Below are 26,106 nucleotides of genomic sequence, written 5' to 3'. Positions count from 1 at the left end.
CGGGCGACTGCCCTCTCGCCCGGAAAACTAGGAGCCGTCTTTGTGGAATTCTTGTGGCCGGTCGGCGGTCGTGATCATCCAGTTGCGCGGGAGCGGAAGCGTGGCCCCCGCGTCCGCGGAGCCGTCGCTCAGCGGCAGGGTGACCTCGACGCGGGTGCCCGGACCCGTGGGCCGGTCCAGTACCCGGATCCCGCCCCGGTGCAGGGCGATCTGCTGGGCGACCAGGGTCAGTCCGAGGCCGGAGCCGGGGCTGTCCGGTCGGCGGCGGAAACGTTCGAAGACCTCGGTGCGCAGCGCGGGCGGGATACCCGGGCCCCGGTCGTCTACGACGAGGAGCGCGTCGGCGCCGCTCGCGCGCAAGGTCACCTCGACCTGCGGAGGCTGCCCGTCCGTGTGTCCGTGGACCAGGGCGTTGACGAGCAGGTTGTCCACCAGGCTCCGCAGTCCCGCCTCCCAGCCGTGCACACGCAGCCCCGGTGCGCAGTGGCCGGCCACCCGTGCGTGCGGATGGCGTCGCCGCTGTTCCTCCGTGCTCGCTTCGACGAGGTCGGCGAGGTCGACCGGGCCGAAGGCGTCCGCCTCGACGAGGTCTGCGCGGCCGAGGTCGCGCAGCATGACGAGGACCCCGAGGAGGCGTGCGTGTTCGCGGCTCAGGTCGTGCAGCACTTCGTCACGGTCGGGTCCGGCGAGTTCCGGATGCTCGGTGAGGATCTCCAGGTTGGTCTGCATGCTCATCAACGGGGTGCGCAGTTCGTGCGAGGCCGCCGAGGCGAAGGAGCGGGCGGTGGCCAGAGCCTCGGCGGTCCTGGCCGCCTGCTCGTCGTAGCGGGCCAGGACGGTCTGCAGGGTGCGCGCGAGGTCGTCGACCTCGGCGATCCGCGTCGGGGTGTGGTCCAGGCGGGTGGAACTTGAACGGGGGTCGAGGCCGCTCGCCCGGCGTTGCAGATGGCGCAGCGGTGTGCTCGCCCGGGTGGCGACGGCCCAGGCGAGCAGCCCGGACAGCGGTGCGGCGAGCAGGGCGACGGTCACCGCGCGCCGTCGGACCAGGCGTACCTGGGTGTCGGCGGCGGTGTCGGACGCGAACAGCCACAGGGTGCCGCGCACACCCGGGCGCGACCCGGTCACCCGGGTCGACAGGATCCGCCAGCTCCTGCCGTCGGCACGGAGGGTGACCGGGACGGGAGCCCTGACGGGCAGCGCCACGTCGGCCGCCGGTTGCGGGCCGCCCGTGAAGGTCCCCTCGGGGCCGGTCAGCCGTACGCCCACGTCCAGGGCCGAGGTGAAAAGCCGGCGTTCGCGGGCCTGCTCCACCGCCGCCGAGCGGTCGGCGGCGCTCGCGCGCAGCAGCCCCCGGGCGTCCTTGGCTACGGCCACCGCGCGCTCGCGCAGATGCGTGTCCTGCTGGTCGTGCAGATCAGCGGCGACCAGCCGCAGCAGCAGCCAGCCGGTGGCCAGAACCAGTACGGGCACGGTGGCGCCGACGGCCAGGGCGATCCGCGTGGACAGTCTCACGGCCGCTCCCCCGGGTCGTCGTCGCGCAGGACGAAGCCCACGCCTCGTACGGTGTGGATGATCCGGGAGCGCCCCGACGTCTCCAGTTTGCGGCGCAGATAGCTGACGAAGGTGTCCACCGCGTCGGTGCGCACCTCGAAGTCGTAGCCCCATACGCGATCGAGGAGCTGGTCCCGGCTGAGCACGATGCCTGCGTTGCGGGCGAGGAAGTGGAGCAGCTCGAACTCGCGTCGGGTCAGTTCCACCGGCCGCCCGTCGAGGCTCACCCCCCGGGCGGCGGGATCCAGGAGCAGCCCGCCGACCCGTACGGTGCCGCTGTCCCGTGGCGGCCTGCGCCGCAGCAGTGCCTCCAGGCGCAGGACCAGTTCCTGCAGGGCGAAGGGCTTGACGAGGTAGTCGTCCCCGCCCGCCTGCAGCCCGGCGATCCGGTCGGCGGTCTCGTCGAGTGCGGAGAGCATCAGCACGGGTACGTCGTTGTCCTCGTCCCGCAGTGTCCTGCACACCTCGATGCCGCTGAGGTCGGGCATCGAGATGTCCAGCACGATCACGTCCGGCGGTGTCCGCCGGGCCACCGCCAGGGCCGGCCGCCCCCCGTCGGCCAGGTCCACGGTGAATCCGCCGAGCCTCAGTCCGCGCTCCAGCGAGCGGCGGATCGCCGCGTCGTCGTCCACGACCAGAACACGGCCGCGCTGCCCACTCATCACCACTGCCCCTCCCCGCCACACCCCGGCGCACCGCCGGGGCTCGCCGCCGCCCATCGTGCATCAGCCTCGACGGTCCCGGCCCCGAGGGGTCGGCCAAGGGATCGGTGAGAATCGCCCGGGCCGGCCCCGGTTGGCGTGTGCCCTCGCAGAGCGCGGCGGTTGCGCGGGGCCTGACCCGGCGGTTGCATACGACTGTGTCGATGGGTGTGGATGCGAGCGGGCGGGTCGGCCACGGGAAACGGTGGGCGGCCAGGGCCGCGCTGGTCACGGCGGCGCTGGCGGTCCTGCTGCCGCTCGCTTACGGAGGCGTGGACGGCGTACTGCTGCTCCTGGCCGTGCTCCTCGGCGTGGCCGTCACGGCGGCGGCGCTGTGGTGGGCGCTGACCCGGCGCGGCCCGCTCCGCTGGGTGGCGGCCGTGCTGGCGGCCGTCGCGCCCGGCGCCGTGCTCACCCTGTTCGCCGTGGCCGGCCTGCTCTGGGCCGTCCCCGTGTCCCTGGCGCTGTGGACCGTGGCCGTCTGGAGCGGCCGGTACGCCCTGCGGGGCGACCGGACGCGCGCCCCGCGCCCGAAGGAACGCAGGGCACCACCGCCGCGGCGCCCCTTCCTCCTCATGAACCCGCACTCCGGAGGCGGCAAGGTGGCGAGGTTCGGACTGCGGGAGAAGGCGGAGCGGCTCGGCGCGCAGGTCGTGCTCCTCGACCCGGAGAAGCACCAGGACGTCACCGCGCTGGCCCGGGCCGCCGTCGCGGACGGCGCGGATCTGCTGGGCGTCGCCGGCGGTGACGGTACCCAGGCGCTGGTCGCGGCCGTCGCCGCCGAACACGGTCTGCCGTTCCTGGTGGTCTGCGCCGGCACCCGCAATCACTTCGCCATGGACCTCGGCCTCGACCGCGACGACCCGGCGTCCTGCCTGGACGCCCTCACCGACGGCGTCGAACTCCGCGTGGACCTCGGCTTCGCCGGCGGCCACCCGTTCGTCAACAACGCCTCCTTCGGCGCGTACGCGGCGGTCGTGCAGAGTCCCGCGTACCGCGACGACAAGATCGGCACCATCCTGGACCTCCTGCCCGACCTGCTCACCCGCCAGCGCGGGCCGCGACTGACCGCCCGCGCCGGCGACACGACGCTCGACGCCCCGCAGGCCGTGCTGGTGAGCAACAACCCCTACCGGACCAACGATCCGGCCGGTCTCGGCCGCCGCGAACGGCTCGACTCCGGGCTGCTCGGTGTCCTCGGCATCACGGTGGACAGCGCGGCCGAGGCCGCCGCGCTCGTACTGGACCCCGCGCCGGACGGACTCGCGGTCCTGACCACCCGTGAGGTGGTCATCGACGCCGACCGCGCGGAAGTCGAGGCCGGCATCGACGGCGAGGCCCTGGTCCTGCCCGCCCCAGTCCACTGCCGCGTCGAACCCGGCGCCCTGCGCGTCCGCGTCCCCAAGGAACGGCCCGGCGTACCGGAGGTCCAACCCCCTTTGGACTGGCGCCGGTTGCGCACGCTCGCGGCGACCGTGGGGCGCACGGCGGTCGTACGACATCCTGGTCGTGGCCGGGACACGTAGACGAAGGTCACAATTACATATCGGACAGTTCGCGCTCCAATCTTCACACCAGGCACACAAATTGGCTAAGTTGGCGGCAGGCCGCACGACTCCCTCCGGCGAACCTCGCCGGGTCGCGCGACCTCCGCCGAATCCGATGCCCCCGCGGCAACCGGAACCGGGACCCAACCGACCTTGGGGTGAATCGGCCCAACTGCCCTCTCGGGCAGGGGCCGTAGGGCATGCCTTCCGGAATCTTCCGCCCGAACCCGACGGCCGACCCGGTAGGCGGAGTACGGAAGGAGTACGGCTCCCATGGCGCCGGAACGAACCCCGCGCCCTGGAGGCGGCAGCCTCCCTGGCATGCCCGACTCCGCACGCGCGACGGCCGCCCTCAGTGGCGCGGACGGTCCGAGCCGCGAGGAGGTGCAGCAGCGGATCAGCTCCCTCTACGACCAGGCCGAGAACGCCGTCGGGTTCGTCAACGGGACCCGCGCGATGACCACAGGGAGCCGAGGCCGCGTCAACCCGGCGCCGGAAACCGCGCGCAGGCGCCGCGACCCCGCCCTCGACGACATCACCAAGACCTGGTTCGACGCGGCGCGCACGCAGCTGGGTCCGTCCGCGCCGGCCAGGCTGCCGGCCGACCGGATGCCGAACCGCCCGGCCGAGGCGCGGCCCACGGGCCCGGCGAAGCGGCCGGAGGACGGGCTCACCAACCGTGGGCGGGAGTTGACCGCCCGCCCCGTTCTGGAGTTGACCGCAGGCCCCTCCGCCGAGGCGGCCGCCGGGCCCGTGGCCGAGTTGACGGCCAGGGCCGTCGCCGCGCTGCCGGCCGCGCCGGAGCCCGCGCCGCAACCTGCACAGGAGGCCGCCACGGCCCTGCTGCCCGCGCTGCCCGCCGCGCCGGGGCAGTCCGCGTTGAAGACGTCCAAGGAGAAGATCCAGCGGAAACTGGCGCTGGCTCGTGAGTTGGTGTCCAAGCACGCCGCACAGTGGAACCCCGGGCCCGCGGCGATCGAGTCACGTCCGGCCGAGGGCGTCTGGCCCACCCCGGAGGATCAGGCTCGCAACCAGGCAGCGGCGGAGTGGCAGCGACAGCAGTCGACCCCGCTCGGCCCGGACATGTCCCTCGGCACCGGAATGCCGCTCGGCACGAACGTGCCCATGGGTGCGGGGATGCCTCTCGGCACGGACACGTCCATGGGTGCGGGGATGCCTCTCGGCACGGACACGTCCATGGGTATGGGAATGACGCTCGGCCCGGACATGCCCCTCGGCACCGGGATGCCCCTGGCCGCGGGGATACCTCTCGGCACGGACATGTCCATGGGTACGGGGATGCCGCTCGGCGCGGACATGTCCCTCGGCGTGGGGATGCCGCTGGCCGCGGGTGTGCCCGTCGGCACCGGCACGGTAAGCCCCGTCGGCGCCGCGGAGTCGGCGTACGGCGGGAAGGCCGCCAAGGCCCTTGCCTTCGCCCGTACGCAGATCGGCAAGCCGTGTGTCTGGGGCGCGACAGGACCGGACTCGTACGACTCCGCCAGCCTCGTCCAGGCCGCCTGGAGGGCCGCCGGGGTCGCACTCCCGCGCACCGTGCACGGGCAGGCGACCGCCGGTGCGGCGATTCCCCTGACCGACATCCAGTTCGGCGACCTGATCTTCTTCTACGACAACGTCAGCCACGTCGGCTTCTACACCGGGAACGGCATGATGATCCACGCCCCCAGCCCCGGTGCCTCGATACGCGAAGAGTCCATCTTCTTCGCCGGACAGAAGGCGATCCACAGCGCGCTGCGCCCGGCGTGACGGACGGCGCCACATCAACCAAGGCCCCAAAGCACACATAAGGCACCGGAACGGCCGAAGTTTCGCAATAGCGGATGTACGTGATCCGCGCGGACCTCGCCGCCCGGCTCGCCACCCGCGCTGACCATACTGGGTGCGCACGCCGCCTCCCACCGCAAAGTGACTCATGCCCAAGCCCTCCACCGCCCGCGCCACCGCTCCGGAAACCGTCTGGCTGGCCGGCGGGCGCCATGTCGGGCCCGCCCCGCAGGAGATCCTCAGGGAGAACCTGCGGAGGCTGAAGGCCGACGAGACGATCCACGACTTCCTGGAGGCAGAGAACTCCTCGGACTCCGAGGGGCATGTCTTCGAGGCGCGCTGGCAGGTCGACGACGCCGTCACGGTTCGCGCACGGCTCACGACGGACGGGCGCGATCACGCCGCCGAGGGAAGCCGCTGGACGCTGGTGGCCGAGGCGGAACGGCCCTGGGACCTCGCGTGGCCCTCTCCCGCGACCATGTTCTGGCCCGAGGGACACCAGATCCCCTGGGACCACGACATCGTGGCCGGGCTCCGCCTGCGGGACATCAACCCGCTGCCACAGGACGACAAGGCACTGCGCCGCCTGCTCAAGGAGGCCGCGCAGCACAGCTGGAGCATCAACGTCGTCATCCACGAGGCGATGACCACCGACGAACGCGGTCGCCTGCCGCTGGCCCGGCTGCTCCCGCCCGGTCTGCGTCACCGGGTCGTGGAACACCGCGCCGCGCCCGAGCAGTTCCAGACGGTCAACTGGGCGCTGTACGACCTGGGCGTACGGGTACCGCGCGGTGGCGCCGTGATCCTGCCCGGTTCCCCCGCCCGGCCCGGGTACGGCGAGCAGGACTCCACGGTACGAAGTGTGTTCCTCGACGGCTCGGAGCCGACGGAGCTCCTGGAGAAGGTCGTACGGTACGCGGCACTGCCCCGGCCGCTGCCGGAAGCGGCGGAGGACGCCCTCACCAGCCTCCGGGAGGACTGGAAGCTGCTGACGCTGGAGGAGGCACGGGCGCTGGTGGCTGTGTACGCCGAGGCACTCGACGCCATGACGAAGTCGCGCGACCAGTACCGCGAGGCGACCGAACTCGCGCATGCGGCGCTGGCCGACCTCCGAGACCTCCGGACGACGGCGTCCGGTGCACACGAGGCGACCGCCGGCCAGGAGGGGAACCCGCTGCACCAGCTGACACGGACGTTCCAGCGGGTCGCGGGCACCGTACGGGCACGGCGCGCGGCCCGCGACGACGCGCCGGACCGGGACACCGCCAGGGGCACTGACACCGGAACCGGCACCGGCACCCGCACGCCCGAGAACCAGCCCGGCAAGGGCGAATGATCGCTACCGGAAACCGGCGCCGGACCGAGGCCACCCGCTGAAACCGGCGTGGCACGGCGCGCCCGCTCGCGTCACGCGCCTCGCCAGAGGTTGGCGAACGCCGCGCTCTCGATGGACCGGCGCTGGCGTACCGCTTCCAGTTCCATGACCGCGTCGTTGACGGCGGCCAGCACGGTCGTCACCGCGTCGTCGGTCACGACCGGACCGTCGGCGCCCTGCTCGGCCGGAATCCCGACGGCCGCCGCGAGGGAGACGAGGACAGGCTCGTCGGCGGCCCAGCGGTGCAGTGCCCGGCGTCGGGCGGGCGAATCGACCACAACCATCCGGACGGCTCCGAAAAGCAGTCGGCGTTGGCGTTGCCGGGTCAGCTGGCCGTCCGCCTCCAGGGCGGCCAGATGGACCGCGGCCAGGCCGCGCCCCCTGCGCCACAGCCAGTCCTCGACCGGCTCGTAGGGCACCTGGCGTACGAGCGAGGACGCCGCCTCGGCCAGGAGTCGGTCTTCCGTCGTCGGCTCGGGCGCCGGCACGAGGCGGTCGCCGTCCAAGTGGACGGCGTCAGCGGCGAGGAGGTCGATCACCTCGGCTCCGGCGAGTGCGAGGGACAGGTCGCCCTGCCCCACGGGGCGGTCCGGGTCCACGTCCATGGCGGTGATCAAGAGGTCCCTGGCCGTGGTCATAGATGGCTCCCCCACACAGTCTCCGGAGGGGAAAGCCTACGATCTTCGGCGGGGAAAGCCTACGATCCTCGACCGCTCGGCGCAGCTGCCCGGAGAGCGGAGCAGGGGGCCCGTCGCTCCATGCGACGAGCCCCCTGCTCTGCGTACGCCATCCGCCCCATGAGCGGCCGGGCGTCAGCCGCGGAAGATGTCCTTGGTCTTCTCCTTCGCCTGGCGCGCGTCGCCCTTGGCCTTCTCCACACGCCCCTCGGCCGTCATGCGCTCGTTACCCACGGCACGCCCCGTGGTCTCCTTGATCTTGCCCTTGGCCTGCTCGGCCTTCGCCTTGGCTTTCTGGTCGCGAGCCATGGAACTCACCTCTCGGTGCTCTCGGCGTCAGGTGCTCACTGACCCGTGTGACCCTGGACAAGTTTTGTAAACATGCCCTGACCATGGAGTCCGGAGACCATGGAGATCGCGCACCACGCAGGAGCTACGGCCGCAGGAACTACAGCCGCCGGAGCACCGCCCCGGCCATGGCCGCCTCGCCCTTGGCGTTGGGGTGTGCGGGGGCGGCGGGTGAAGCAGGCTGCAGCGGCTCGATCCACCGGTCGGCGGGTGCCTTGCACATGTCGTGTCCGACGGTGGGTTTGTATGTGTCGACGTATTCGGCACGACTGAACCGGGCCACCGTGCGCATCATCAGGTTGAGCCGCTTCCCGACGTCACGCAGGTAGGCGAAGTCCTTGGCGGCGAACGGGACGGACGGATAGCAGCCGCTGCCGTCGTCGGGCAGGAGGTCCGGATAGCCGACCACGAGCACGCGGGCGTGCGGCGCCCTGTCGTGCACGGCGCGCAGCACCCGCGCGATCTTGGGAGCCGTCTCGATGATGTTCAGCGTCAGCTGGTCGAAGCCCGAGGAGTTGTAGTACTGCTGGCAGGGGTTGCCCGACGGGTCCTTGGAACTCAGCGCGGCACAGGTGCCGATGATGGAGCCGAAGCCGATGTCGTTGCCGCCTATCTGCACGGTCACCAGATCCGTGGAGCGCTCGACGGCGTTCAGTTGGGGTCCGTTGGTTCCCTGCGCCTTCCACATGTTGTCGGTCGTCGCGCCGGCGCAGCTCACGTCCGTGAACGTTCTGGTCGACCGCCGCGTCGCGACGAGCGAGGGGTAGTTCTGGTCGGAGCGGGCGCAGTTGGCGTCCACCTGACGAGGGATCAGAGGCCCGGAGGTGTACGAGTCGCCGAGCGCCACGTAGTCGGTTCCCCGGTGGGAGTGCGGTCCGCTCGCGACGGCGGGAGACGCGGAGGCGACACCCAGGAGAAGGACACCGCAACCGAGGGCGGCTCCCAGCGCGGAGGCGTGTCGTCGTCTTCGGGTGACATCGCCCCGGACCACGTGATGGTTCATCATCTCTCCTCCGTCGACACTGACGCGGCGTTCCTTGCACGCTCAACATCGCTTGTATACCGGCCGGTAGGTCGCTGGAGAAGAGATCTGTCACATATGCGGGAGACCCGTTCCGGTAGGGCAACCGGGCGGCGGCCGTCAGCGCGCGTCGGCGGTCTTCGCAGCGGGCTCGGGCTCGGCCTCAGTGGTCACCGGTGCCGTCGCGGTGGTCGCCGGCCGCCTGCGCAGGCCGACCGCGCTGAGCACCGCGCCGATCGCGAGGGCCACCACGGCACAGAGCAGGGCCGCGCGCAGCCCGGACAGGAAGTGGTCGGAGGCGGCCTGGCCGACGAGGAGGCCCATCACCGCGACCCCTATGAGGCCGCCCAGCTGACGCGAGGCGTTGAGGACGCCGGAGGCGATACCGGCGTTGGCCGGGTCCACGGAGCCGAGCATGGCGTTCGTCATGGACGGGACGACCAGGCCGAGGCCGAATCCGGCGACGACGAACTGCGCGATCATCTGCGTATACGCCCCCGAGTCGACGACCGGGACCGTGGCCAGGTAGCCGACGACGGCCAGGCTGTTTCCGGTGATCATCACGGTCCGGGCGCCGTAGCGCTTGACCAGCGGACCGCACGACAGGTTCGCGATCATGATGGCTGCCGTCATCGGGAGGAACGCGAGTCCGGCGCCGATGGGCGAGTAGTCCCAGACCTGCTGGAAGAAGAGGCTGAAGACGAAGATCAGGCCGTAGAAGGCGAAGTTCAGGAGTGCGCCGATGAGGGAGGTGGAGCTGAACGCGCCCCTGCTGAACAGGTGGAGGGGCAGCATCGGGTCGCCGCTGCGGCGCTCCACCGCGAGGAAGCCGATCAGCGCGACCAGGCAGACGGCCAGGCAGGTCAGCACGGTGACCGAGGACCAGCCCTGCGCGTTGGCCTCCACGATCGCTCCCGTGAACGCGCCCAGGCCGACGACGGCGAGCAGTTGACCGGGCAGGTCCAGCGAGCGGCGGACCGAGGCGTCGCGGGCGGGGGCGGGCCGGGCGTAGGCCCGGACGAGCACGATGCCGACGGCGGCGATGGGGACGTTGACGTAGAAGATCGAGCGCCATCCGAGCGAGTCCACCAGCAGGCCGCCGACGACCGGGCCGAGCGCGAGGGCGAGTCCGCCGGCCGCGGCCCAGAGGCTCACGGCGCGGGTGCGTTCCGCCGGGCCGGGGAAGTTGGTGTTCACGATCGACAGGGAGGACGGCACGATCATCGCGGCGCCGACGCCCTGGACCACGCGGGCCGTGACGAGGGCGACCAGCGAGAAAGCGGCGCCGCAGGCCAGGGATGTCACGGCGAACAGCGCGAAGCCCGTCATGAAGATCCGCCTGGGGTCGTACCGGTCGCCCATGGCGCCGGCGGTCAGGAGGAAGGCGGCGAAGGTGAGCGTGTAGCCGTTGATCACCCATTCCAGACCGGACAGACTGCCGCCGAAGTCCGCGCCGAGCGCCTTGATGGCGACGTTCACGACGCTGACATCCAGGATGACGACCACAAAACCGAGGCAGGCCGCGAACAGCGTCAGTCCCGGCCGGGCCTTGTGGGGTTGGGTCTGAGGCACGGATTTCCTTCCGACGTGCCGGAGGGCGGTGGGGGCGCGGAGCCGGGCGGTACACAGCGGACTCCGGTAGACTGTTCGTCTACGAGCGAACAATTTGAGTGTACGCAGATCATCGAACACTCTGCAATCCGTGTACGGCACGCGTCACGGACCAAGCGAGTCGGGACGGAGCGACCAGCCATGGCGGCACAGAGCCGAGAGTCGACCGCACGGGGCGGACGGGCGACCGTGGACAGCGGACAGCCGACCGCGGCCGCGAGTCACCGGACGCCACCGGTCCACACTCCTCCGCGCGACGTACCGCTGGAGGCGGCGCTGCTCGCCCTCGCCGACCCCGTCCGCCAGACCCTGGTAAGGGAGTTGGCCGGGGCCGCCGACTGGGAACGGGCGTGCGGGAGCTTCGACGTGCCCGTCACCAAGGCGACCCTCAGCCGCCACTTCGCCGTACTGCGCGAGGCCGGCCTCCTGGAACAGCGCGACGCCGGACCCAAGAGGCTCAACCGGCTGCGCCGCGCCGAGTTCGACGAGTGCTTCCCGGGTCTCCTCGACCTGGTCCTGCGCGCCGAGGGCAGGGCCTGAGCGCCGCGCGGGAAGCCCCCGCCGGTGTCACCCAGGGATCGCCCGCGGCATCCGGCGTCCTGTCCCGGACCCGCACCTCGAACGCGCCCCTTCGGAACCGCTGACGGCACAGGCCGCAACGAGCGAACCCCGCCTCCGGAGCACCGGGGACGGGGTTCTGTGGAGCGCCGGGCAGGCCTTGCACCTGCATCTCCCCACAGGAAGCGGGGCGTCTTCCTTGGACCACCAACGCGAGGCCTACCGCCGAGACTTCCAGCGGTCTGCTCAAGATCGATCATAGCGTATTCCAAGCCGCCGACGGCGCACGCGTCAGGCGGCCGACGGCCGGGCGTACTGGAGAAGGTGGTCGGCGAGCAGGTGCAGAACCGCCTGGCTGTGTTCGCTGTTGCGGTCGACGAGCCAGGTCATGTTGAGGCCGTCGATCACCGAGTGCACGTACCGAGCGAGGATCGGCACGGGCTGCGTCCACTCGATCCCGGCGTTGTCGGCGGCCAGTTCGAGCAGGGAGGCGAAGGCGGCCAGGAAGATCTCGTACTGCCTCCTGGCGATGTTCTCGAAGCCGGGATTGCGCAGCGCGTACTGGGTGAGCTCGTAACTGATCTGGTGCTCACCGGGGTTGGCCTCGAACCCCTTCCAGAACGCGTGCAGACTGTCGAGGACGCTGTCGCGGATGTCCTTGTGCGGCGCGAACAGGCCCCGGACCTCGGCGACATACCGCTCGGTGAGGGTCTCGGTGACGCGTTCGAGAAGCTGCGCCCTGGAGTCGAAGCAGTAGTGGAACGCCCCGAGGGTCATACCGGCCTCGTTGACGATCGCACGGGTGGTGGCCTTGGCCACGCCGTCACGCGTCATGACCCGGATCGCGGCCTCGAGGAGCTCGGCCCTCCGGTCGCTCGCCGCCATACGGGACACACGATCTCCCCTCTTCACCTGCGGGTTCGTCCGTCAGGATAGCCAGACCCACGGGCCGCGCGTCAGCTCGGAGCGCGGATCCGCCCGAGAAGTAAGTCAATCGTCCAAGACTCTTGACTTACTTCTTCGCGGTGGGCGACCGTATCGGCACCTGACATCTGGCGCGAGTCCCCTCTGGAGGCGGAAGTGCGACCGCAAGCCACTGTCGTTCTGGACGGATTCGGCACACTGGAGTCTCTGCGCTGGCACGACGGCGCGCTGTGGTTCTGCGACTTCGCCCACGGGACGGTGCACCGCTGGGACACCCTCGGGAAGCCGGAGACCGTGGTGGAGGTCCCCGGCCGGGCCGGCGGCCTCGGCTGGCTGCCCGACGGGCGAATGCTGGTCGTCTCGATGGACGGACACCGCGTCCACCGGCTGGAGCCGGACGGCTCCCTGGTCGTGCACGCGGACCTCGGGGACATCGCCGGCGGCCCGGTCAACGACATGCTCGTCGACGGGCAGGGCCGCGCCTACGTGGGCAACTTCGGCTTCGACTACCACGGCTTCGTCCGACAGCAGCCCAACGCCATGCTCTACGCACCGCCGGGACCGCCCAGGGCCCCGCTCGCCTGTCTGTCGCCGGAGGGCGAACTACTGGGCCTGAGCGAGCCGTTGGTGTTCCCCAACGGCTGCATCCTCATCGACGAGGGGCGGACCCTGCTGGTCGCCGAGACACTGGCGATGCGGCTCACCGCACTGCCCGTGCTGCCGGACGGACGGCTCGGCCCGCCACGCCCCTGGGCTCCGCTGGTCCCGGCCTGGCTATGGAAGTCCCTCAACCGTCCCGGGCTGCGCGGCCGGATCACCCGGCGTGTCTCCTCCCTGCTGGACCACCAGGCGATCGCCGACCGCTCCGACACCCCCATCGCCCCGGACGGCATCGCACCGGGCAAGGACGGCACGGCCTGGGTCGCCAACGCGCTGCGCGGCGAATGCGTCCGGGTCGGCCCCGGCGGCACGATCCTGGACCGCGTCGCCACTAGCCAACGCACGCTCAGCTGCCTGGTCGCGGGCCCGCGCGGCGACACCCTGTACGCCGCCACCGTCCCCACCGACGACCCGGAGCGCGCCGCACAGCTCGACGGCGCACGGCTGGAGGCGTACGTCCTGCCGTCGTGACCGCGGGCGCACGGGCCTCCCCCGACAGCGGGGCCGCCCTTCCGCTCGCGGACACACGCACTCCGTCCACGGGCCCATCCTCCGCCCGCCTCCTGGGAGTTCTCATGCACGGACATCGAACGGGCACCGGCGTCCACGACACCTCGTTCGGCAGCGGCGGCACCCACGAGGGGAGGCCGCGATGAGCGTGGTCCTGGTGACCGGCGCGGCCAGTGGCATCGGCGCCGCCACCGCGCGCGAGGCGGTGCGACGCGGCCACCGGGTCGCCCTCGCCGACATCGACCTGGCCGGGGCCACCCGCCTCGCCGACCGACTCGGCCCCGACGCCTGCGCTGTCTCCCTCGACATCCGTGACGGGGACGCCTGGGAGGAGGCCTTCGACGCCGTCGCGACCCGGCTCGGCCCTGTCGAGGTTCTCGTCAACAACGCCGGGATCATCCACACGGGATACGCACGCCAGTTGTCCCTGGAGCAGCACCGCCACATGGTCGAGGTCAACCTGCTCGGCCCGATGACCGGGACGCTGACCGCGCTGCCCCGGATGCGCGCCCAGGGGCACGGGCACATCATCACGGTCTGCAGCATGAGCTCGTTCCTGCCGCTGTCCGGTTACACCACCTACGGCGCGACCAAGCACGGGCTGCGCGCCTTCCACCACAGCGTGGCGATCGAGGAACGGGGCGGACCGGTGACGTTCAGCATCATCCACCCGCCCGGCACCCGGACGCCGATGCTGGAGCAGGAGATGGCCGACCCGAGCGCGGTGATCACCTTCGCCGAGAAGCCGCTCACCCCCGAGAAGGTCGCCTCGGTCATCGTCGACGCGATCGTGAAGAAGCCGGTCGAAGTCGTCCACCCCGCCGTCGGCGGACGCGTTCAGCGGGTCGCCGGGGTGTTCCCCCGGCTGATGTGCTTCGTGATCCCCAAGGTGGCGGCCATGGCGGAACGCCGTAGTAGGAGCACCACCGCGGCCGCGGCCGTGGTGCGCGAGCGAGGAGACAGCCGATGACCACCGACACCGCCACCACCCCGGACCGGTCCGCCCCCGCGGAACAGGGGCGCTTCGACCGGTTGCGGGCGGCGACCGCCGGCCTGGAGCCGCCCTTCGGCGTCATCGATCTGGACGCCTTCGACGCCAACGCCGTCGACCTCGAACGCCGCGCGGGCGGCAAACCGATACGGCTCGCGAGCAAGTCGCTGCGGTCGCGCGCCCTCATCCGCCGGGCTCTCGCCCGCCCCGGGTTCCAGGGCATCCTCGGCTTCACGCTGCCCGAAGCCCTGTGGCTGGCCGAGGAGTTCGAGGACATCGTCGTCGGCTACCCGACCACCGACGCCACCGCGCTGCGCCGGCTGGCCGCCGACGAACGGCTCGCCTCCCGGATCACCCTGATGGTGGACTCCGTCGAGCACCTGGACCTCGTGGACGCCGCGACCGGCCCCAGGCAGACCCGTGTCCGCGTCTGCCTGGAGCTGGACGCCGCCCTGCGACTGGCGGGCGGCCGACTCCACCTCGGGCCGCGCAGGTCCCCGGTGCACACCCCGCGGGAGGCGGCCGCGTTCGCCCGCGAGGTCGCGGCCCGTCCCGGCTTCGAACTGACCGGGATCATGGGGTACGAGGGCCAGGTCGCCGGCCTCGGCGACAACCAGCCCGGTTCCCTGCTCAAGCGGGCCGTCGTGCGCGCGATGCAGCGTTCGTCCGTCGAGGAACTGCGCCGCCGACGGGAGGCCGCGGTCGCCGCCGTACGTGCCGTCGCCCCGCTGCGGTTCGTCAACGGCGGCGGCACCGGCAGCCTGGAGACCACCACGCGGGAGGACGCCGTCACCGAACTCGCGGCGGGCTCCGGCCTGTACGGTCCCGGGCTGTTCGACTTCTACCGGTCCTTCCGGCCGGTCCCCGCCGCGTACTTCGTGCTGCCCGTCGTACGCCGGCCCTCCCCGAAGATCGCGACGCTCCTGGGCGGCGGATGGATCGCCTCCGGCCCGCCCGGCAAGGACCGGCTGCCCACCCTGGCCTGGCCCCCCGGCCTGCGCGTCACCGCCACCGAAGCGGCGGGCGAGGTGCAGACCCCGCTGCTCGGCAAGCCCGCGCAGGTCCTGCGCATCGGTGACCGGGTGTGGCTGCGGCATGCCAAGGCAGGCGAACTGTGCGAGCGGGTCGGCGAACTCCATCTGGTCAGCGGCGGCGAGGTGGTCGACACCGTACCGACGTACCGGGGTGAGGGCCGGCACTTCCTGTGACGGCCTGTCCTGCGGACAAGGTGACACCATGACCCGCGTCACCGGCCGAACCGTCCTGATCGTCGGCGCCTCCTCGGGCATCGGCGCGGAGGTGGCACGCCAACTCGCGCGCAGCGGCAACCAGCTGGTCATCACGGCACGGCGCGCCCCCGAACTCGCCTCCGTGGCCCAGGAGATCCGAGCCGCGGGCAGCGCCTGCCTGGACATCGCCGCCGACGCCCTGGACCCGGGGGCGGCCTCCGCGGTGGTGGCCGCGTGCGTCGCGGAGTACGGATCCGTCGACATCGCGCTCCTCAATGCAGGCCAGGGACCGGACATGTCCATGGACCAGGTCACCGTGGCCGACATCGCACGGATCACGGCCCTGAACTACGACGTCGTCGTCCACTATCTCGTCCCGCTGATCGCACAGATGAAAACCCAGCGCAACGGAGGCCTGATCGCTCACACCAACTCACTGGCCGGCCTGATGGGCATCCCCCGCCAGGGTCCGTACTCGGCAGCGAAGGCCGCCGCACGCACCCTCATCGACACCGCACGCGTCGAACTCGCGCCCCGCGGCATCCGGTTCACCAGCATCCACCCGGGCTTCGTCGCAACCGACCGCGTCGGCACCGACGGTCTCCCCAAGCCCTTCCAGATCAGCCAGAACCGCGCGGCACGACACGTCGTACGCGCCCTGGAAAGAGAACCGGCACAGGCGTACTTCCCCTGGACCACGACAACCCTGGTCCGCACCCTGCGCACCCTGCCCACGCCGCTCTCCGCCCTGATACTTCGAAAACTGGCCTCGCTCCAGTAGCTGGAATCGGTTCAGGGTTCGATGACGAGGCGTTCCACGAGGTCGCCGCGGAGCGTGAACCGGTAGCGCAGATCGACGGTTCCGCCGGGGAAGTCGCCTTCGAGGTGGTGCGTGGCGGTGTAGTGCGTCGCGTCGGTGCGCTCGGCCCCGGTGAGATCGATGGTGTACGTGAACTCGGTCGCCGACCGGTTCAGCCACCGCTCGATGGCGGCGGTGCCCTGGTAGGTGTTGCCGTCGTCGATCACCGTGGCGTCCTGGGTGAACGTGGCGATGGCCACGGCGGTGTCGTGGGCGCGGTGCGCCGTGAGGTAGCGGGTGATCACCTCGGGCAGGGTTTCCGGAGGGATGACTTGGGGCTGGTCGTGCTGCATGGCGGGCCTCTCGGTGGTGGCGTCTTTCAGGTGCTGTCGGTAAGGGCGGTGCACACCGTGGTCACGCCGCGCTCCGTTCCCGGGTGCGGGCATGCCGAACACCGCCGCCTCGTTACTGCTAAAATAGAACCTACTAACTTCGACTTTAGCAGTAACTGAAGGGCGGTCGCCGTGGCGAGCCGGATCAGGCTGGAGGACCGGGAGTGCCCGCTGTCCACGACGGTGGAACACGTGGGCGAGTGGTGGACGCTGCTGATCCTCCACGACGCCTTCGACGGCTACACCCGCTTCGACCAGTTCCAGGAGAACCTGGGAATCTCCTCCAGCATGCTCACGGCCCGGCTCAAGAGCCTCGTCGCGGACGGACTGCTGGAGCGTCGGCCGTACCAGACCAACCCCGTACGCCACGAGTACGTCCTGACGGAGCTCGGTCGCTCACTCCGCCCGGTGATAGTCGCCCTGGCCGCCTGGGGCAACTCCCGGCTGGCACCGCAGGACCGCAGCATGATCCTCGTCGACGCGGACAGCGGCGAGGAGGTCGAGCCCGTCGTCGTCGATGCCAGGACCGGCCGTCGGCTCGACGACAGCGACGCCTTCGTCTTCATGGCGGGCCCGGCGGCGAGCCCCGCCATGCGTGCCCGCTACACGAACGGGTCGACGACGGCGAGGTGAGCGGCCCCGACGGCTGAGCGCCGCCCCGGCGACCGCTCAGCCGGGCGGAGGGGGGCGATGGCGGCGAGGCACGTCCCGTGAGGGCAGCTCGCGTCCCAGTCGGGCGAGTGGGGACAGGGCCATCAGCGCCGGGGACAGCGTCAGGCCGGCGGCCGTCACCAGGAGGCTGGTGCGCAGTCCCCACTCCCCCGCGAGGAAGCCGCCGAGCAGCGAGCCGAGCGGGGTGACCCCCATGCCGACGAACGTGATCGTCGCGGCCACGCGGCCTTGCATCCCGTCCGGGGTGACGGCCTGCCGCACGGCCATGACCGTGACGTTCACCAGTTGACCGAAGGTCCCGAACACGAAGTTGACCGCGACGAGCGAGGGGATCGTCACCGCGGAGGGGCCGCGCAGCGCAGGCACGCACAGCATCACGCCGTCGCCGAGCGCCGCCGCCGACACGAGCACCACGCCGTGACCGAACCGGCCCGGGAGCCGGGCGGACAGCACGGAACCCAGGAGCGCGCCCGGCCCCGTGGCGGCGAGTGTCAGCCCCACGACGCCGCCCGACAGGTGCAAGTCCCGTGGCAGGAACAGCAGATAGCCGGTCATCATCGCCGCGAAGGAGAACTGGAAGGCGGCCGAGGCCAGGCCCACGGTCCGTAGGTAGGCGTCCCCGGCGACGAAGCGCAGGCCCTCGTGGATCCGGCACCAGACCCGAGGGGCCCGCCCCGAGCGCTCGGGAACCGATTCGCGGCGCCGGATCCGCCGGATCGACAAGAACGACAGCACGAAGGACACGGCGCAGGACGCGGCGGCGATCGGCGCCGACAGAAGTGACATCAGCGCGCCGCCCAGGGCGGGGCCGACGATCTGCGCCGCCGAGCGGCTGCCCTCGATCGCGCTGGTGGCCCACGTCAACCGGTCGCGTTCCACCAGTCGTACGAGAGAGGCCTGGTACGCCACGTCGAAGAACACCGACAGGGTCCCGACCGTGAAGGCGACCACGAACAGCACCGGCATGCCGAGCCCGCCGAGGAGTCCGGCCAGGGCGGCGCCGCCCAGCGCCAGGGCCCGGCCGAGGTCCGCCAGCACCATCACCGTGCGGGTCCGCCATCGGTCCACCCACGCGCCGACGAGGAGCGCGAACAGCAGGATCGGTGCCTGCCCCACCGCGCGGAGGACGCCCAACCGGCCGGCATCGGCGTCGAGTGTCAGAATCGCGATGAGCGGGAGGACCACCAGGCTCGCGTGTTCGCCGAGTTGGGAGGCCGTCTGCCCCACCCACAGCCGGCGGAAGTCCGCGTCGCGCCGGAGGGCCTGTGGAACAGCACGCCCCGAGCCGGACGCGGAGGATGGCGAGGAGGATGAGGCGGATGACGAGGACGGACAGGAGGAAGCGTCCGGCACAGGAAACCCCTTGGATCGCGCAAGACAGAGCCCGCCACCCGGCGCACGACGAGGACGCCGACGGTTCAGGTGGGGGAAGGCTCGCTGTGCCGCACATCAAGGGCAGCACGCGATGACGGGCCGCTCAGGGCCTACGACGTCAACGCGCGCTCGGACGACCGGGCATGTCTTTACTCCTCGGGGATCAGACTCGCTGCCCGCACCCTAACGTCCGGCTGATCGGCGCGAAAGGGGAATACCTACGCGGCAGTTGATGTGTTCAGGTCCCGGTTGACGGCACGGGCGGCGCCCTCGACGGTCGCGACGCCGTCGGCCATCGCGCGGTTGTCCTGGGAGAGCACGGCCATTCCGTAGTCGTGACCGCCGCCGGTGAACACACCGACGCTGTGCACCCGCCAGCCGTGGGTGTCGCGCGGCAGCCAGCCGTTCTTGACCTGAACGGTCGCCGTCGCGGGGGCCCCGGCCGGCGTCCCCCAACGCTGCTCGGGGACGACCCGGTTCATGAGCCGGAGGGCGTACGTACGCGCGTCCCGGTCGAGGACGGAGTTGTCCGAGGTGAGCAGTCGGAGCAGCTTCAGCTGGTCACCGGCCGTGACCTGGGTGTGCCCCCAGTACCCCTTGGGCCCGGGGACGGTGTCCCCCATCCCGGCCAAGCTCAGGAAGTGCTGGATGCCGGCGTGGCCGATCTGGTGCCACAGGGCGTTCGTCGCGTCGTTGTCCGACTTGGTGATCATGGCGGTGGTCAGTTCCACCTCGTGAGCGGTCAGGGCCCGGTGCTGCTCCATGGTCTGGCGCAGCAGCGCTCCCAATATCGTGACCTTGACCACGCTCGCCGAGTCGAAGGCGGTGTCGGCCCGGAAGCTGCACGAGGTTCCCGTGGTGCGGTCGTAGAGCGCGAGCGCCGTGGCACGGTCCCGCCCGTGCAGGGCACCCGCGATGTCCTTCGACAGCCGGGCCGCGAGCCCCGGCCGCTGCGAGGTGCACTTCACCTGGGAGCCGCCGACGGTGGCGGTGGCGTCGGAGGTGGCGTCGGCGGTGCTCGCCCGGGCCGGGGTGGCGGCGAAGAGCGCCGTGAGCACCGTCCCGGCGGCCGCGGTCGCGGCCAGTCCGCGCCGCGCGCGGCGCAGTGCGTGCATGTCCGGCATGAAGATTCCCTGCTCTGTGTCTGCGGTCACATCGGGAGCCCGTTCACAGGCACATCCCGATTCCCGAATGACGGCGACGCTACAGGGACGGAAGAGACCCGGGTGCACGGTAAATACCGATATGTCTGAATTCGGAGGTTTTTAACCGTGTGACATTCATCAACCCATTCATCCCTGCGGATGGTCACCGCGGCGGCGTTCACGCCTGGGGGGCCGCCGGAGCAGGAGCCTCCGGCACGGGTCGCCGGCGGCGTGGCACGGGCCCCAGCAGGACGTAGGCCGCCGAACCGGCGGCGAACGCCAGCCGGATCAGGCCGCAGACACGGTCGGAGGGCACCAGCAGCGTGCTGCCGTACAGGGAGAGCAGGGCGATCCAGCTCCACCACGGCACCAGGCGGCGCTGCCCGACCGCGTCCCACAGCAGGGTGCCGAGCAGGATCGAGGCGCTGTAGTACGTGTAGACGCTCGGGTCGAGTGCGATGCGGGCGTCGGCGCCGAGCAGCACGACCGCGGGCCAGCGGCCTCTGAGTACCGCCAGGGCGCCGAGACCAAGTCCCAGGAGTACTTGGGCCGGACGGTCCCACCAGGGCGTGGCCGGCGCCAGCACGCCCAGCCAACGCAGCGCCGAGGCAGGCTGGTTGGCGATGGTGAATCGGGCGGCGGCTGCCGAGTTGAGATGGGTGACGTAGAACGGCAGCCACGCTACGGCCACCAGGCCGACCGTCCAGAGCGCGGAGTTGCGTCGTTGCGCGGCCGGCAGGGCGAGCAGCAGAGCCGCGAACGCCAGCGCCCAGGGTTTCGAGTCCACCGCCAGCGCGAGCATGATGCCCACCGTGCGCCCTTGGCCCCGCACCAGGGCACGTACGGCCAGAGTGGTGAAGAACAACGCGAGTACGTCGTCCAAGTGGGCGAAACGGACCGCTACTTCGACCCACATCGGGATGAAGGCCACCCCCGCCACGAGCACTCGCTGCTGGAGTCGGCGGTGGTTGAGTCCCGTGCCGCGGTTGTGGTCGGCGGCGCTGCGGCCGACCAGAACCAGCATGTAGAGGCCGAGCGCGGACATCACCGCCTCAGCCAGCACCTCCGCCACGTGGGGTGGCAGCGGGGTGAACAGCGCGGCCGCCAGAAAGCTCACGGGGCCGATCTGCAACTCCGGATGGTTGGCGTAGATGGCCAGGCCGCCACCGGGAACGCCGCCGAAGAGCAGCTGGCCTCCGGTTCGCAGGTAGTGCCAGGAGATCCCCCCGTGCCTCTGCACCAACAGGAACCAGAGCAACGTCCACGCCGCCAGGACGACGATATGGGGACGTATGCCCTTGCGTTCCTGTCGCATGACCCAGGGGACGGCCCGTCCCGCGGCGCGGCCACCCGTTCCGCGGTGACTTTGCTCCAGGTCCTGCGCCCGTGTCGATCCCCCGGCGTCCTTCCGGCCCTCGTCCCACCGCACAGGCGCCTACCGCGCCGGCTGATCGGTGACGTCACTGACCGGCGCACACCGGTCCCCCACTGGAAGATCCGCGCCTTCCATCAACACCCCTTGTCGTTCCCGCACCCGCGGCACAGACCGCGGGCGGTTCCCCGCGGGCTCCGGCACTCATGCGCCTGCCGCCACGACAACCACGCTCAGGTACGAGGCACTCAACTCGTGTTGTCCGTACGGCCGGAGACATGTTCCGAGGGCCTGGTCACGGCCCTCGCGGCTTTCCCGCGCTTACGGATCAACCCTAAACATACATTCGGGCGCGACTTGCAACACAGGGGAAACACACACCCCACTCTCACCAGCCGCGCTGTTCGGCCTAGGCACGAGAGGCCGCGGCGAGGACTCCGTCCAGGATGACGTCCAGAGCCCAGTCGGTGCGGCTCGGGCCGTCTCCCGACACGAGCGTGTCGCCGAGCCGGGCGATGTGGGGGTAGCGCGCCGGGTCCGCCGTGGCGATCTTCGCGGCCAGGGCGGAGAACTCGGCCTCCTGCGTGGCGGACTTCGGGGAGCTGTGTTCGACGGCCACGGCGGTGGGATACAGCAGCAGCAGGTCCAGGGCCCAGGCCGCTTCCCGGCCCGACACCCCGCCCTCGTCGAGGAGACCGAGGATCGCATCCGCCAGCGCCATGTAGTTCGGGCCACTCGGCTGCGTGGACATCGCCATCCGGGCGATCTCCGGATGCCGGAAGAGCACCTCTCCATAGCTGGCCAGCAGCGCCTTCATCCGGTCCCGCCAGCTACCGGCCTCCGGCGCGGGCACCTTCACCGGACCCAACAGGGAGTCGAGGATCTGCGCGTGCAGGTCACCCGTGTTGCGGACGTATACGTAGAGCGACGCGGGCCCGGTGTCGAGGGCCGCCGCGATGCGGCGCATCGTCACCTTGCCCAGTCCCTCGTCACGAAGGATCGCCAGCGCGGCGTCGATGATTCCCTGCCTGGTCAGGGCGGGCTTCGCCGGGCGTTCCCGTCGGCTGATCGGAGCGGACTTCTCTGGAGTCATGCCGCACAATGGTAACGAACATGTTCGTGAAAAACAAGTTCGTATCGAACGATGCGGGCCCACGGCGCGCCGGACACCGCCGCGGGGCCGCTGCGTCCGTGCCTCACGGCGCAACGACCCCACATTCCTCACACCGCGATCCCGTTCAGCTCGGCCAGCTCCTTCTCGGGAAGGACCAGGGCGGCAGCGGCGATGTTGTCGCGCAGGTGTGCCGCCGAGGAGGTGCCGGGGATCAGCAGGATGTTCGGGGAACGCTGCAACAGCCAGGCCAGGGCGACGGCGACCGGAGTGGTCCCCAGCCGGCCGGCGACCGCGTGCAGGGTGTCCGACTGCAGCGGGGAGAAACCGCCGATGGGGAAGTAAGGCACGTAGGCGATGCCCTGCTCAGCCAGGGAGTCGATCAACGCGTCGTCGGCGCGGTTCGCGAGGTTGTAGAAGTTCTGCACACACACGACGGGCGCGATGGACTGGGCTTCCTTGATCTGCTCGGCGGAGACGGTACTGACACCGAGATGCCTGATCAGCCCCTCCTGCTGGAGCTCCGCGAGCACGGTGAACGGTTCGGCGAGCGAACCCGGCTCGGGGGCGTCGAGCCCTCCGACCCGCAGGTTGACGACGTCGAGTGCGTCCAGGCCGAGGTTGTCGAGGTTGCTGTGCACGGCCTGGCGCAGCTCGTCGCGCGACAGCGCCTTCGGCCAGCCTCCCTCGGCGTCCCGCAGCGCTCCGACCTTGGTCACGATGTGCAGCCCGGCCGGGTAGGGGTGCAGCGCTTCCTTGATGATCTGGTTGGTGACGTACGGGCCGTAGAAGTCGGAGGTGTCGATGTGGGTGATCCCCCGCTCGACCGCCTCACGCAGGACGGCCACGGCGGCGTCCCGGTCGGCCGGCGGCCCGAACACGTGCGGACCGGCGAGCTGCATGGCGCCGTATCCCATGCGGGTGACCGTCAGGTCCTTGGCCATGGTGAACGTTCCGCCGGGAAGAGACTGCGCGGTCATGTCGGTGCTCCTGTTGGTTCGGTGGGGCTGAGTGGCGGAGGGGCGGTCAGGGTCTGGCACGCGTACGAGGTGACGTACCGGCTCGGACTACCAGGGAAGGGTGCCTTCGGCGTCGAAGAAGCCCCCGGTGGGACCGTCGGGGCCGATCTGCGCCGTCCGCACGATGATCTCGGCGCCCTGCTCGACGGTCTGGATGCCGGTGTTCCCGTTCAGGTCGGTCTTGGTGAAGCCGGGCTCCACCGCGTTGATCCACATGTTCGGGAACGCCTTCGCGTACTGCACGGTGATCATGTTGACGGTGGTCTTGGAAGCCGGGTAGGCGACGCCCGGGTAGGCGTGCGCCGGGGTGCCCGCATCGCTCACACGGGCCAGCGAGGCCAGCCCGCTGCTGACGTTGACCACCACCGGGGCGGCCGAGCCCTGGAGCAGCGGGAGGAAGGCGTGGGTGACGCGCACCATGCCGAAGACGTTCGTCTCAAACGTCTCCCGCATCACGTCGGCGGTCACATCCGCGGCGCCGATCACGGAGTTGCCCTCGCCCCTCGACTCGATGCCCGCGTTGTTGATCAGTACGTCGAGCCCACCCTCGGCCTCGATGGCCTTCACGGCCGCCTGCACCGACGCGTCGTCGGTGACATCGAGCTGGACGGCCCGGGCGCCCAGCTGCTCGGCGGCCCGGCGTCCGCGTTCGGCGTCCCGGCTGCCGACGTAGACCGTGTGGCCCGCGGCGACGAGCCGGCGGGCGGTCTCGTAGCCGAGACCCTTGTTCGCTCCGGTGATGAGTGTTGTCGTCATGACTCCACCCTGCGACCGGACCATGCTCACAGCCAGTAGCCCCGCCTTCCTGGGACTGTCGGTACCAGGCTCGTACGCGTCCGGCGGCGCGCCTGGAATCTGTCTGCGCGTGATGGCGGCTCCGGCCACAGGGGCGACAGCGAGGCCCTGCCGAACCGACCGCACCACGAGTGCCAGACTGCACGACGGGACCACCGCGATCAGGTGGCCGCGGAGATTCGCGCGGCACCCCGAATCGCCCGGAAGACGCCCTAGAGCCACCCGAGAGAAGAAGAGGGACGCCCATGACCGAGGTACGTGAAGTACGGGGAACCTCCGTGAACATCCCCACTCAGGACGGCTCGGCCGACGCCTATCTGACCCACCCCGACGACAACACCGCCCACCCCGCGGTGTTGTTCTACATGGACGCCTTCGGACTGCGCCCCCGGCTGAAGGAGATGGCCGACCGGCTCGCCGGGGCCGGCTACACCGTACTGGTTCCCAACCTCCTCTACCGCCACGGGCCGGCACCGGTACTGGAACTGCCCGACGTCATCGACGCGGACCACCGTCCGGCACTGTTCGAACAACTCCTTCCGATCATCCGGGAGTTGACCCCCGAGCTGGCCATGCGCGACGCCGACGCCTATCTGTCCTGGCTGGCCGCCTGCCCGCAGGCCGCCGACGGACCGGTCGGCATCACCGGCTACTGCATGGGCGCCGGCCTGGCCCTGCGCACCGCCGGCACCTACCCCGAGCGGGTCGCGGCCGCGGCCGGCTTCCACGGCGGCCGGCTGGCGACCGATGCCCCCGACAGCCCGCACCTGCTCGCCGGCCGGGTCACCGCGGAGCTGTACTTCGGCCACGCCGACCAGGACGCCTCGCTGCCGCACGAGCAGATCGAGCGCCTCGACAAGGCGTTCACCGAGGCGGGTGTCCGCCACCACAGCAAGGTCTACACCGGCGCGCACCACGGCTACACCATGGCCGACACCGCCGCGTACGACGCCAAAGCCACCGAACGCCACTGGGCAGCCCTGCTCGACCTCCTCGACCGCGCCCTCTGAACACGTCGCTCCACCGATCACGAGGACGGCCGTCTCCGGTCGGGACCCTCAGCGTGGTTGAGCCCTTGCGCCCTGTGTACGCCTCGCACCACGTGGCGGGAACAGCCGCTCCAGGCCACTTCGTGACCATGCCGAGAAAAGCAGGGCACCGAGGGAATCCCACAGTCTTCGGCAGCGCCCGTGCAGCACCGCCAGGACTATCGCGGCGCCCACGGCGATCAGGTGCTCACGGCCAGCCAGATTGGGTTTGACGATCGACTCCCACACCATCGAGCCGCCGGTGAGCGCGAACACGATGGGGGCGCGCCGGATGACCGAGAGGTAGGTGAACAGTCCCACCACCGCGGCAGAGGGCCCGGTGTCGAGCACCTGCCCGATCTCGGGCGGCAGGCCGAGCCCCCACCAGCCCGGGCCGAGTGCGATCATCACGCGGACCGTGAGGGTGCCGGCCAAGGTGGTGGCGTACGAGATGACCAGTGTCCGGGCCCGGCCGAGGGCGAGTTCCGCGAGAGCGAAGGCGAAGAACAGCTGGGTGATGCCCGCCCACACGGGAAGGTCGAGGGCGGGCACGTACAGCGACACCGGAGTACGCAGCAGGGCCAGGGGCAGCGGCAGGGAGGCCTTCACGCCGCCGGCCAGCCGCACGATCACCGCACCGGTGGGGTGTTGGGCGAGCGCGTGGAAGAAGATGACCCCGAAGACGGCCACGAACGCCAACAGGAGTCCGGACAGCCCACGGCGCACGAGTTGCCGTACCGGATCCACGACGATGCCGTGCCACTCGCCGTACAGCGTGCGCCCGACGAACAACGCGAACCGGCGCAGTGGGCCGCGCGGCCGCACGCCCGCCTCGTCACTCGCGGCGTGCGGCAACCGGTCCTCGCCGAACCCGTCGCCGCACGCATGACCGTCCCCGCCATCACCGCGAC

General features: G+C 71.0%; 25 protein-coding genes and 1 riboswitch. Of the genes, 10 read left to right on the top strand and 15 right to left on the bottom strand.

Annotation, left to right across the window (positions count from 1 at the left end; all coding sequences use genetic code 11):
- Positions 1-27: 27 nt before the first annotated feature.
- On the bottom strand, positions 28-1,512 hold the full coding sequence (locus tag SMIR_RS34900; protein ID WP_212727821.1) for a sensor histidine kinase: 1,485 nt from the start codon (positions 1,510-1,512) through the stop codon (positions 28-30).
- A complete protein-coding gene (locus SMIR_RS34895) occupies positions 1,509-2,213 on the bottom strand; it encodes a response regulator transcription factor (RefSeq protein ID WP_168489695.1) in 705 nt (234 codons plus the stop codon). The genes SMIR_RS34900 and SMIR_RS34895 overlap by 4 nt, the downstream gene beginning before the upstream one ends.
- Before the next feature lie 203 nt (positions 2,214-2,416).
- Between SMIR_RS34895 and SMIR_RS34890 the strand changes: the two genes are divergently transcribed.
- The 3 genes from SMIR_RS34890 (at position 2,417) to SMIR_RS34880 (ending at position 6,920) form a co-directional block, all read left to right on the top strand.
- Positions 2,417-3,778 (top strand): diacylglycerol/lipid kinase family protein, encoded by a 1,362-nt coding sequence (locus tag SMIR_RS34890; RefSeq protein WP_168489696.1) that lies wholly within the window; start codon positions 2,417-2,419, stop codon positions 3,776-3,778.
- Between the two features lie 115 nt (positions 3,779-3,893).
- A riboswitch (cyclic di-AMP (ydaO/yuaA leader) is annotated at positions 3,894-4,064 on the top strand.
- 56 nt (positions 4,065-4,120) lie between these two features.
- Positions 4,121-5,566 (top strand): C40 family peptidase, encoded by a 1,446-nt coding sequence (locus SMIR_RS34885; RefSeq protein ID WP_249938516.1) that lies wholly within the window; start codon positions 4,121-4,123, stop codon positions 5,564-5,566.
- Positions 5,567-5,732: 166 nt separating this feature from the next.
- On the top strand, positions 5,733-6,920 hold the full coding sequence (locus SMIR_RS34880; protein WP_211118651.1) for a hypothetical protein: 1,188 nt from the start codon (positions 5,733-5,735) through the stop codon (positions 6,918-6,920).
- A 71-nt stretch (positions 6,921-6,991) separates the two neighbouring features.
- Here the strand turns inward: SMIR_RS34880 and SMIR_RS34875 are convergent, their stop codons facing one another.
- The 4 genes from SMIR_RS34875 to SMIR_RS34860 form a co-directional block, all read right to left on the bottom strand.
- Complete coding sequence (locus SMIR_RS34875; protein ID WP_168489697.1) at positions 6,992-7,597, bottom strand: GOLPH3/VPS74 family protein; 606 nt, start codon at positions 7,595-7,597, stop codon at positions 6,992-6,994.
- 174 nt (positions 7,598-7,771) lie between these two features.
- Positions 7,772-7,945 carry a CsbD family protein gene (locus SMIR_RS34870; protein WP_075025472.1) on the bottom strand — a complete coding sequence of 58 codons (174 nt, stop codon included), beginning with the start codon at positions 7,943-7,945 and terminating at the stop codon, positions 7,772-7,774.
- Between the two features lie 139 nt (positions 7,946-8,084).
- Positions 8,085-8,987 carry an SGNH/GDSL hydrolase family protein gene (locus SMIR_RS34865; protein ID WP_168500873.1) on the bottom strand — a complete coding sequence of 301 codons (903 nt, stop codon included), beginning with the start codon at positions 8,985-8,987 and terminating at the stop codon, positions 8,085-8,087.
- A 138-nt stretch (positions 8,988-9,125) separates the two neighbouring features.
- A complete protein-coding gene (locus SMIR_RS34860) occupies positions 9,126-10,577 on the bottom strand; it encodes an MFS transporter (protein ID WP_168489698.1) in 1,452 nt (483 codons plus the stop codon).
- 180 nt (positions 10,578-10,757) lie between these two features.
- On the opposite strand from SMIR_RS34860, the gene SMIR_RS34855 reads away from it, so the two are divergent.
- A complete protein-coding gene (locus SMIR_RS34855; protein ID WP_168489699.1) occupies positions 10,758-11,156 on the top strand; it encodes an ArsR/SmtB family transcription factor in 399 nt (132 codons plus the stop codon).
- Between the two features lie 309 nt (positions 11,157-11,465).
- Here the strand turns inward: SMIR_RS34855 and SMIR_RS34850 are convergent, their stop codons facing one another.
- Positions 11,466-12,059, bottom strand: coding sequence for a TetR/AcrR family transcriptional regulator (locus tag SMIR_RS34850; RefSeq protein WP_168500874.1), 594 nt, complete (start codon positions 12,057-12,059; stop codon positions 11,466-11,468).
- 195 nt (positions 12,060-12,254) lie between these two features.
- Between SMIR_RS34850 and SMIR_RS34845 the strand changes: the two genes are divergently transcribed.
- The 4 genes from SMIR_RS34845 to SMIR_RS34830 all read left to right on the top strand — a co-directional run bounded on the left by SMIR_RS34845 (position 12,255) and on the right by SMIR_RS34830 (position 16,269).
- Positions 12,255-13,229 carry an SMP-30/gluconolactonase/LRE family protein gene (locus SMIR_RS34845; protein ID WP_168489700.1) on the top strand — a complete coding sequence of 325 codons (975 nt, stop codon included), beginning with the start codon at positions 12,255-12,257 and terminating at the stop codon, positions 13,227-13,229.
- Between the two features lie 181 nt (positions 13,230-13,410).
- Entirely contained in the window at positions 13,411-14,238 is an 828-nt protein-coding gene (locus SMIR_RS34840) for an SDR family NAD(P)-dependent oxidoreductase (RefSeq protein ID WP_212727820.1), read from the top strand.
- Positions 14,235-15,467 carry an amino acid deaminase/aldolase gene (locus SMIR_RS34835; protein ID WP_168489702.1) on the top strand — a complete coding sequence of 411 codons (1,233 nt, stop codon included), beginning with the start codon at positions 14,235-14,237 and terminating at the stop codon, positions 15,465-15,467. Before SMIR_RS34840 ends, SMIR_RS34835 begins: the two co-directional genes overlap by 4 nt.
- 28 nt (positions 15,468-15,495) lie before the next feature.
- Positions 15,496-16,269: an SDR family NAD(P)-dependent oxidoreductase gene (locus SMIR_RS34830; RefSeq protein WP_168489703.1), complete on the top strand. Its 774-nt coding sequence runs from the start codon at positions 15,496-15,498 to the stop codon at positions 16,267-16,269.
- An 11-nt stretch (positions 16,270-16,280) separates the two neighbouring features.
- Here SMIR_RS34830 and SMIR_RS34825 read toward each other — a convergent pair whose 3' ends face one another.
- Positions 16,281-16,640 (bottom strand): nuclear transport factor 2 family protein, encoded by a 360-nt coding sequence (locus SMIR_RS34825; RefSeq protein ID WP_168500875.1) that lies wholly within the window; start codon positions 16,638-16,640, stop codon positions 16,281-16,283.
- A gap of 171 nt (positions 16,641-16,811) precedes the next feature.
- Here SMIR_RS34825 and SMIR_RS34820 point away from each other — a divergent pair, with 171 nt between their 5' ends.
- Positions 16,812-17,312 (top strand): winged helix-turn-helix transcriptional regulator, encoded by a 501-nt coding sequence (locus SMIR_RS34820; RefSeq protein WP_211118652.1) that lies wholly within the window; start codon positions 16,812-16,814, stop codon positions 17,310-17,312.
- A 36-nt stretch (positions 17,313-17,348) separates the two neighbouring features.
- On the opposite strand, the gene SMIR_RS34815 is transcribed toward SMIR_RS34820, so the two are convergent.
- The 6 genes from SMIR_RS34815 to SMIR_RS34790 all read right to left on the bottom strand — a co-directional run bounded on the left by SMIR_RS34815 (position 17,349) and on the right by SMIR_RS34790 (position 24,128).
- The gene (locus tag SMIR_RS34815) at positions 17,349-18,704 is read right to left on the bottom strand and encodes an MFS transporter (RefSeq protein WP_212727819.1); all 1,356 of its coding nucleotides are present in this window, start codon (positions 18,702-18,704) and stop codon (positions 17,349-17,351) included.
- Between the two features lie 239 nt (positions 18,705-18,943).
- On the bottom strand, positions 18,944-19,840 hold the full coding sequence (locus tag SMIR_RS34810) for a serine hydrolase (protein WP_212728450.1): 897 nt from the start codon (positions 19,838-19,840) through the stop codon (positions 18,944-18,946).
- A 208-nt stretch (positions 19,841-20,048) separates the two neighbouring features.
- The gene (locus SMIR_RS34805) at positions 20,049-21,185 is read right to left on the bottom strand and encodes a hypothetical protein (protein WP_168489705.1); all 1,137 of its coding nucleotides are present in this window, start codon (positions 21,183-21,185) and stop codon (positions 20,049-20,051) included.
- Between the two features lie 466 nt (positions 21,186-21,651).
- Positions 21,652-22,335, bottom strand: a complete 684-nt coding sequence (locus SMIR_RS34800) for a TetR/AcrR family transcriptional regulator (RefSeq protein ID WP_168489706.1) — start codon at positions 22,333-22,335, stop codon at positions 21,652-21,654.
- A 128-nt stretch (positions 22,336-22,463) separates the two neighbouring features.
- Positions 22,464-23,333, bottom strand: coding sequence for an aldo/keto reductase family oxidoreductase (locus SMIR_RS34795; RefSeq protein WP_168489707.1), 870 nt, complete (start codon positions 23,331-23,333; stop codon positions 22,464-22,466).
- A gap of 87 nt (positions 23,334-23,420) precedes the next feature.
- Positions 23,421-24,128 (bottom strand): SDR family NAD(P)-dependent oxidoreductase, encoded by a 708-nt coding sequence (locus tag SMIR_RS34790; protein WP_212727818.1) that lies wholly within the window; start codon positions 24,126-24,128, stop codon positions 23,421-23,423.
- A 284-nt stretch (positions 24,129-24,412) separates the two neighbouring features.
- Between SMIR_RS34790 and SMIR_RS34785 the strand changes: the two genes are divergently transcribed.
- Positions 24,413-25,177 (top strand): dienelactone hydrolase family protein, encoded by a 765-nt coding sequence (locus SMIR_RS34785; RefSeq protein ID WP_168489709.1) that lies wholly within the window; start codon positions 24,413-24,415, stop codon positions 25,175-25,177.
- A gap of 48 nt (positions 25,178-25,225) precedes the next feature.
- On the opposite strand, the gene SMIR_RS34780 is transcribed toward SMIR_RS34785, so the two are convergent.
- On the bottom strand, positions 25,226-25,987 hold the full coding sequence (locus SMIR_RS34780; RefSeq protein WP_248003623.1) for a hypothetical protein: 762 nt from the start codon (positions 25,985-25,987) through the stop codon (positions 25,226-25,228).
- Positions 25,988-26,106: the final 119 nt, after the last annotated feature.

This window comes from Streptomyces mirabilis, from assembly GCF_018310535.1.
GTDB lineage: Bacteria > Actinomycetota > Actinomycetes > Streptomycetales > Streptomycetaceae > Streptomyces.
Note: the sequence above shows the minus strand (reverse complement) of the source record. Positions and strands in the feature narration are given on the sequence as shown.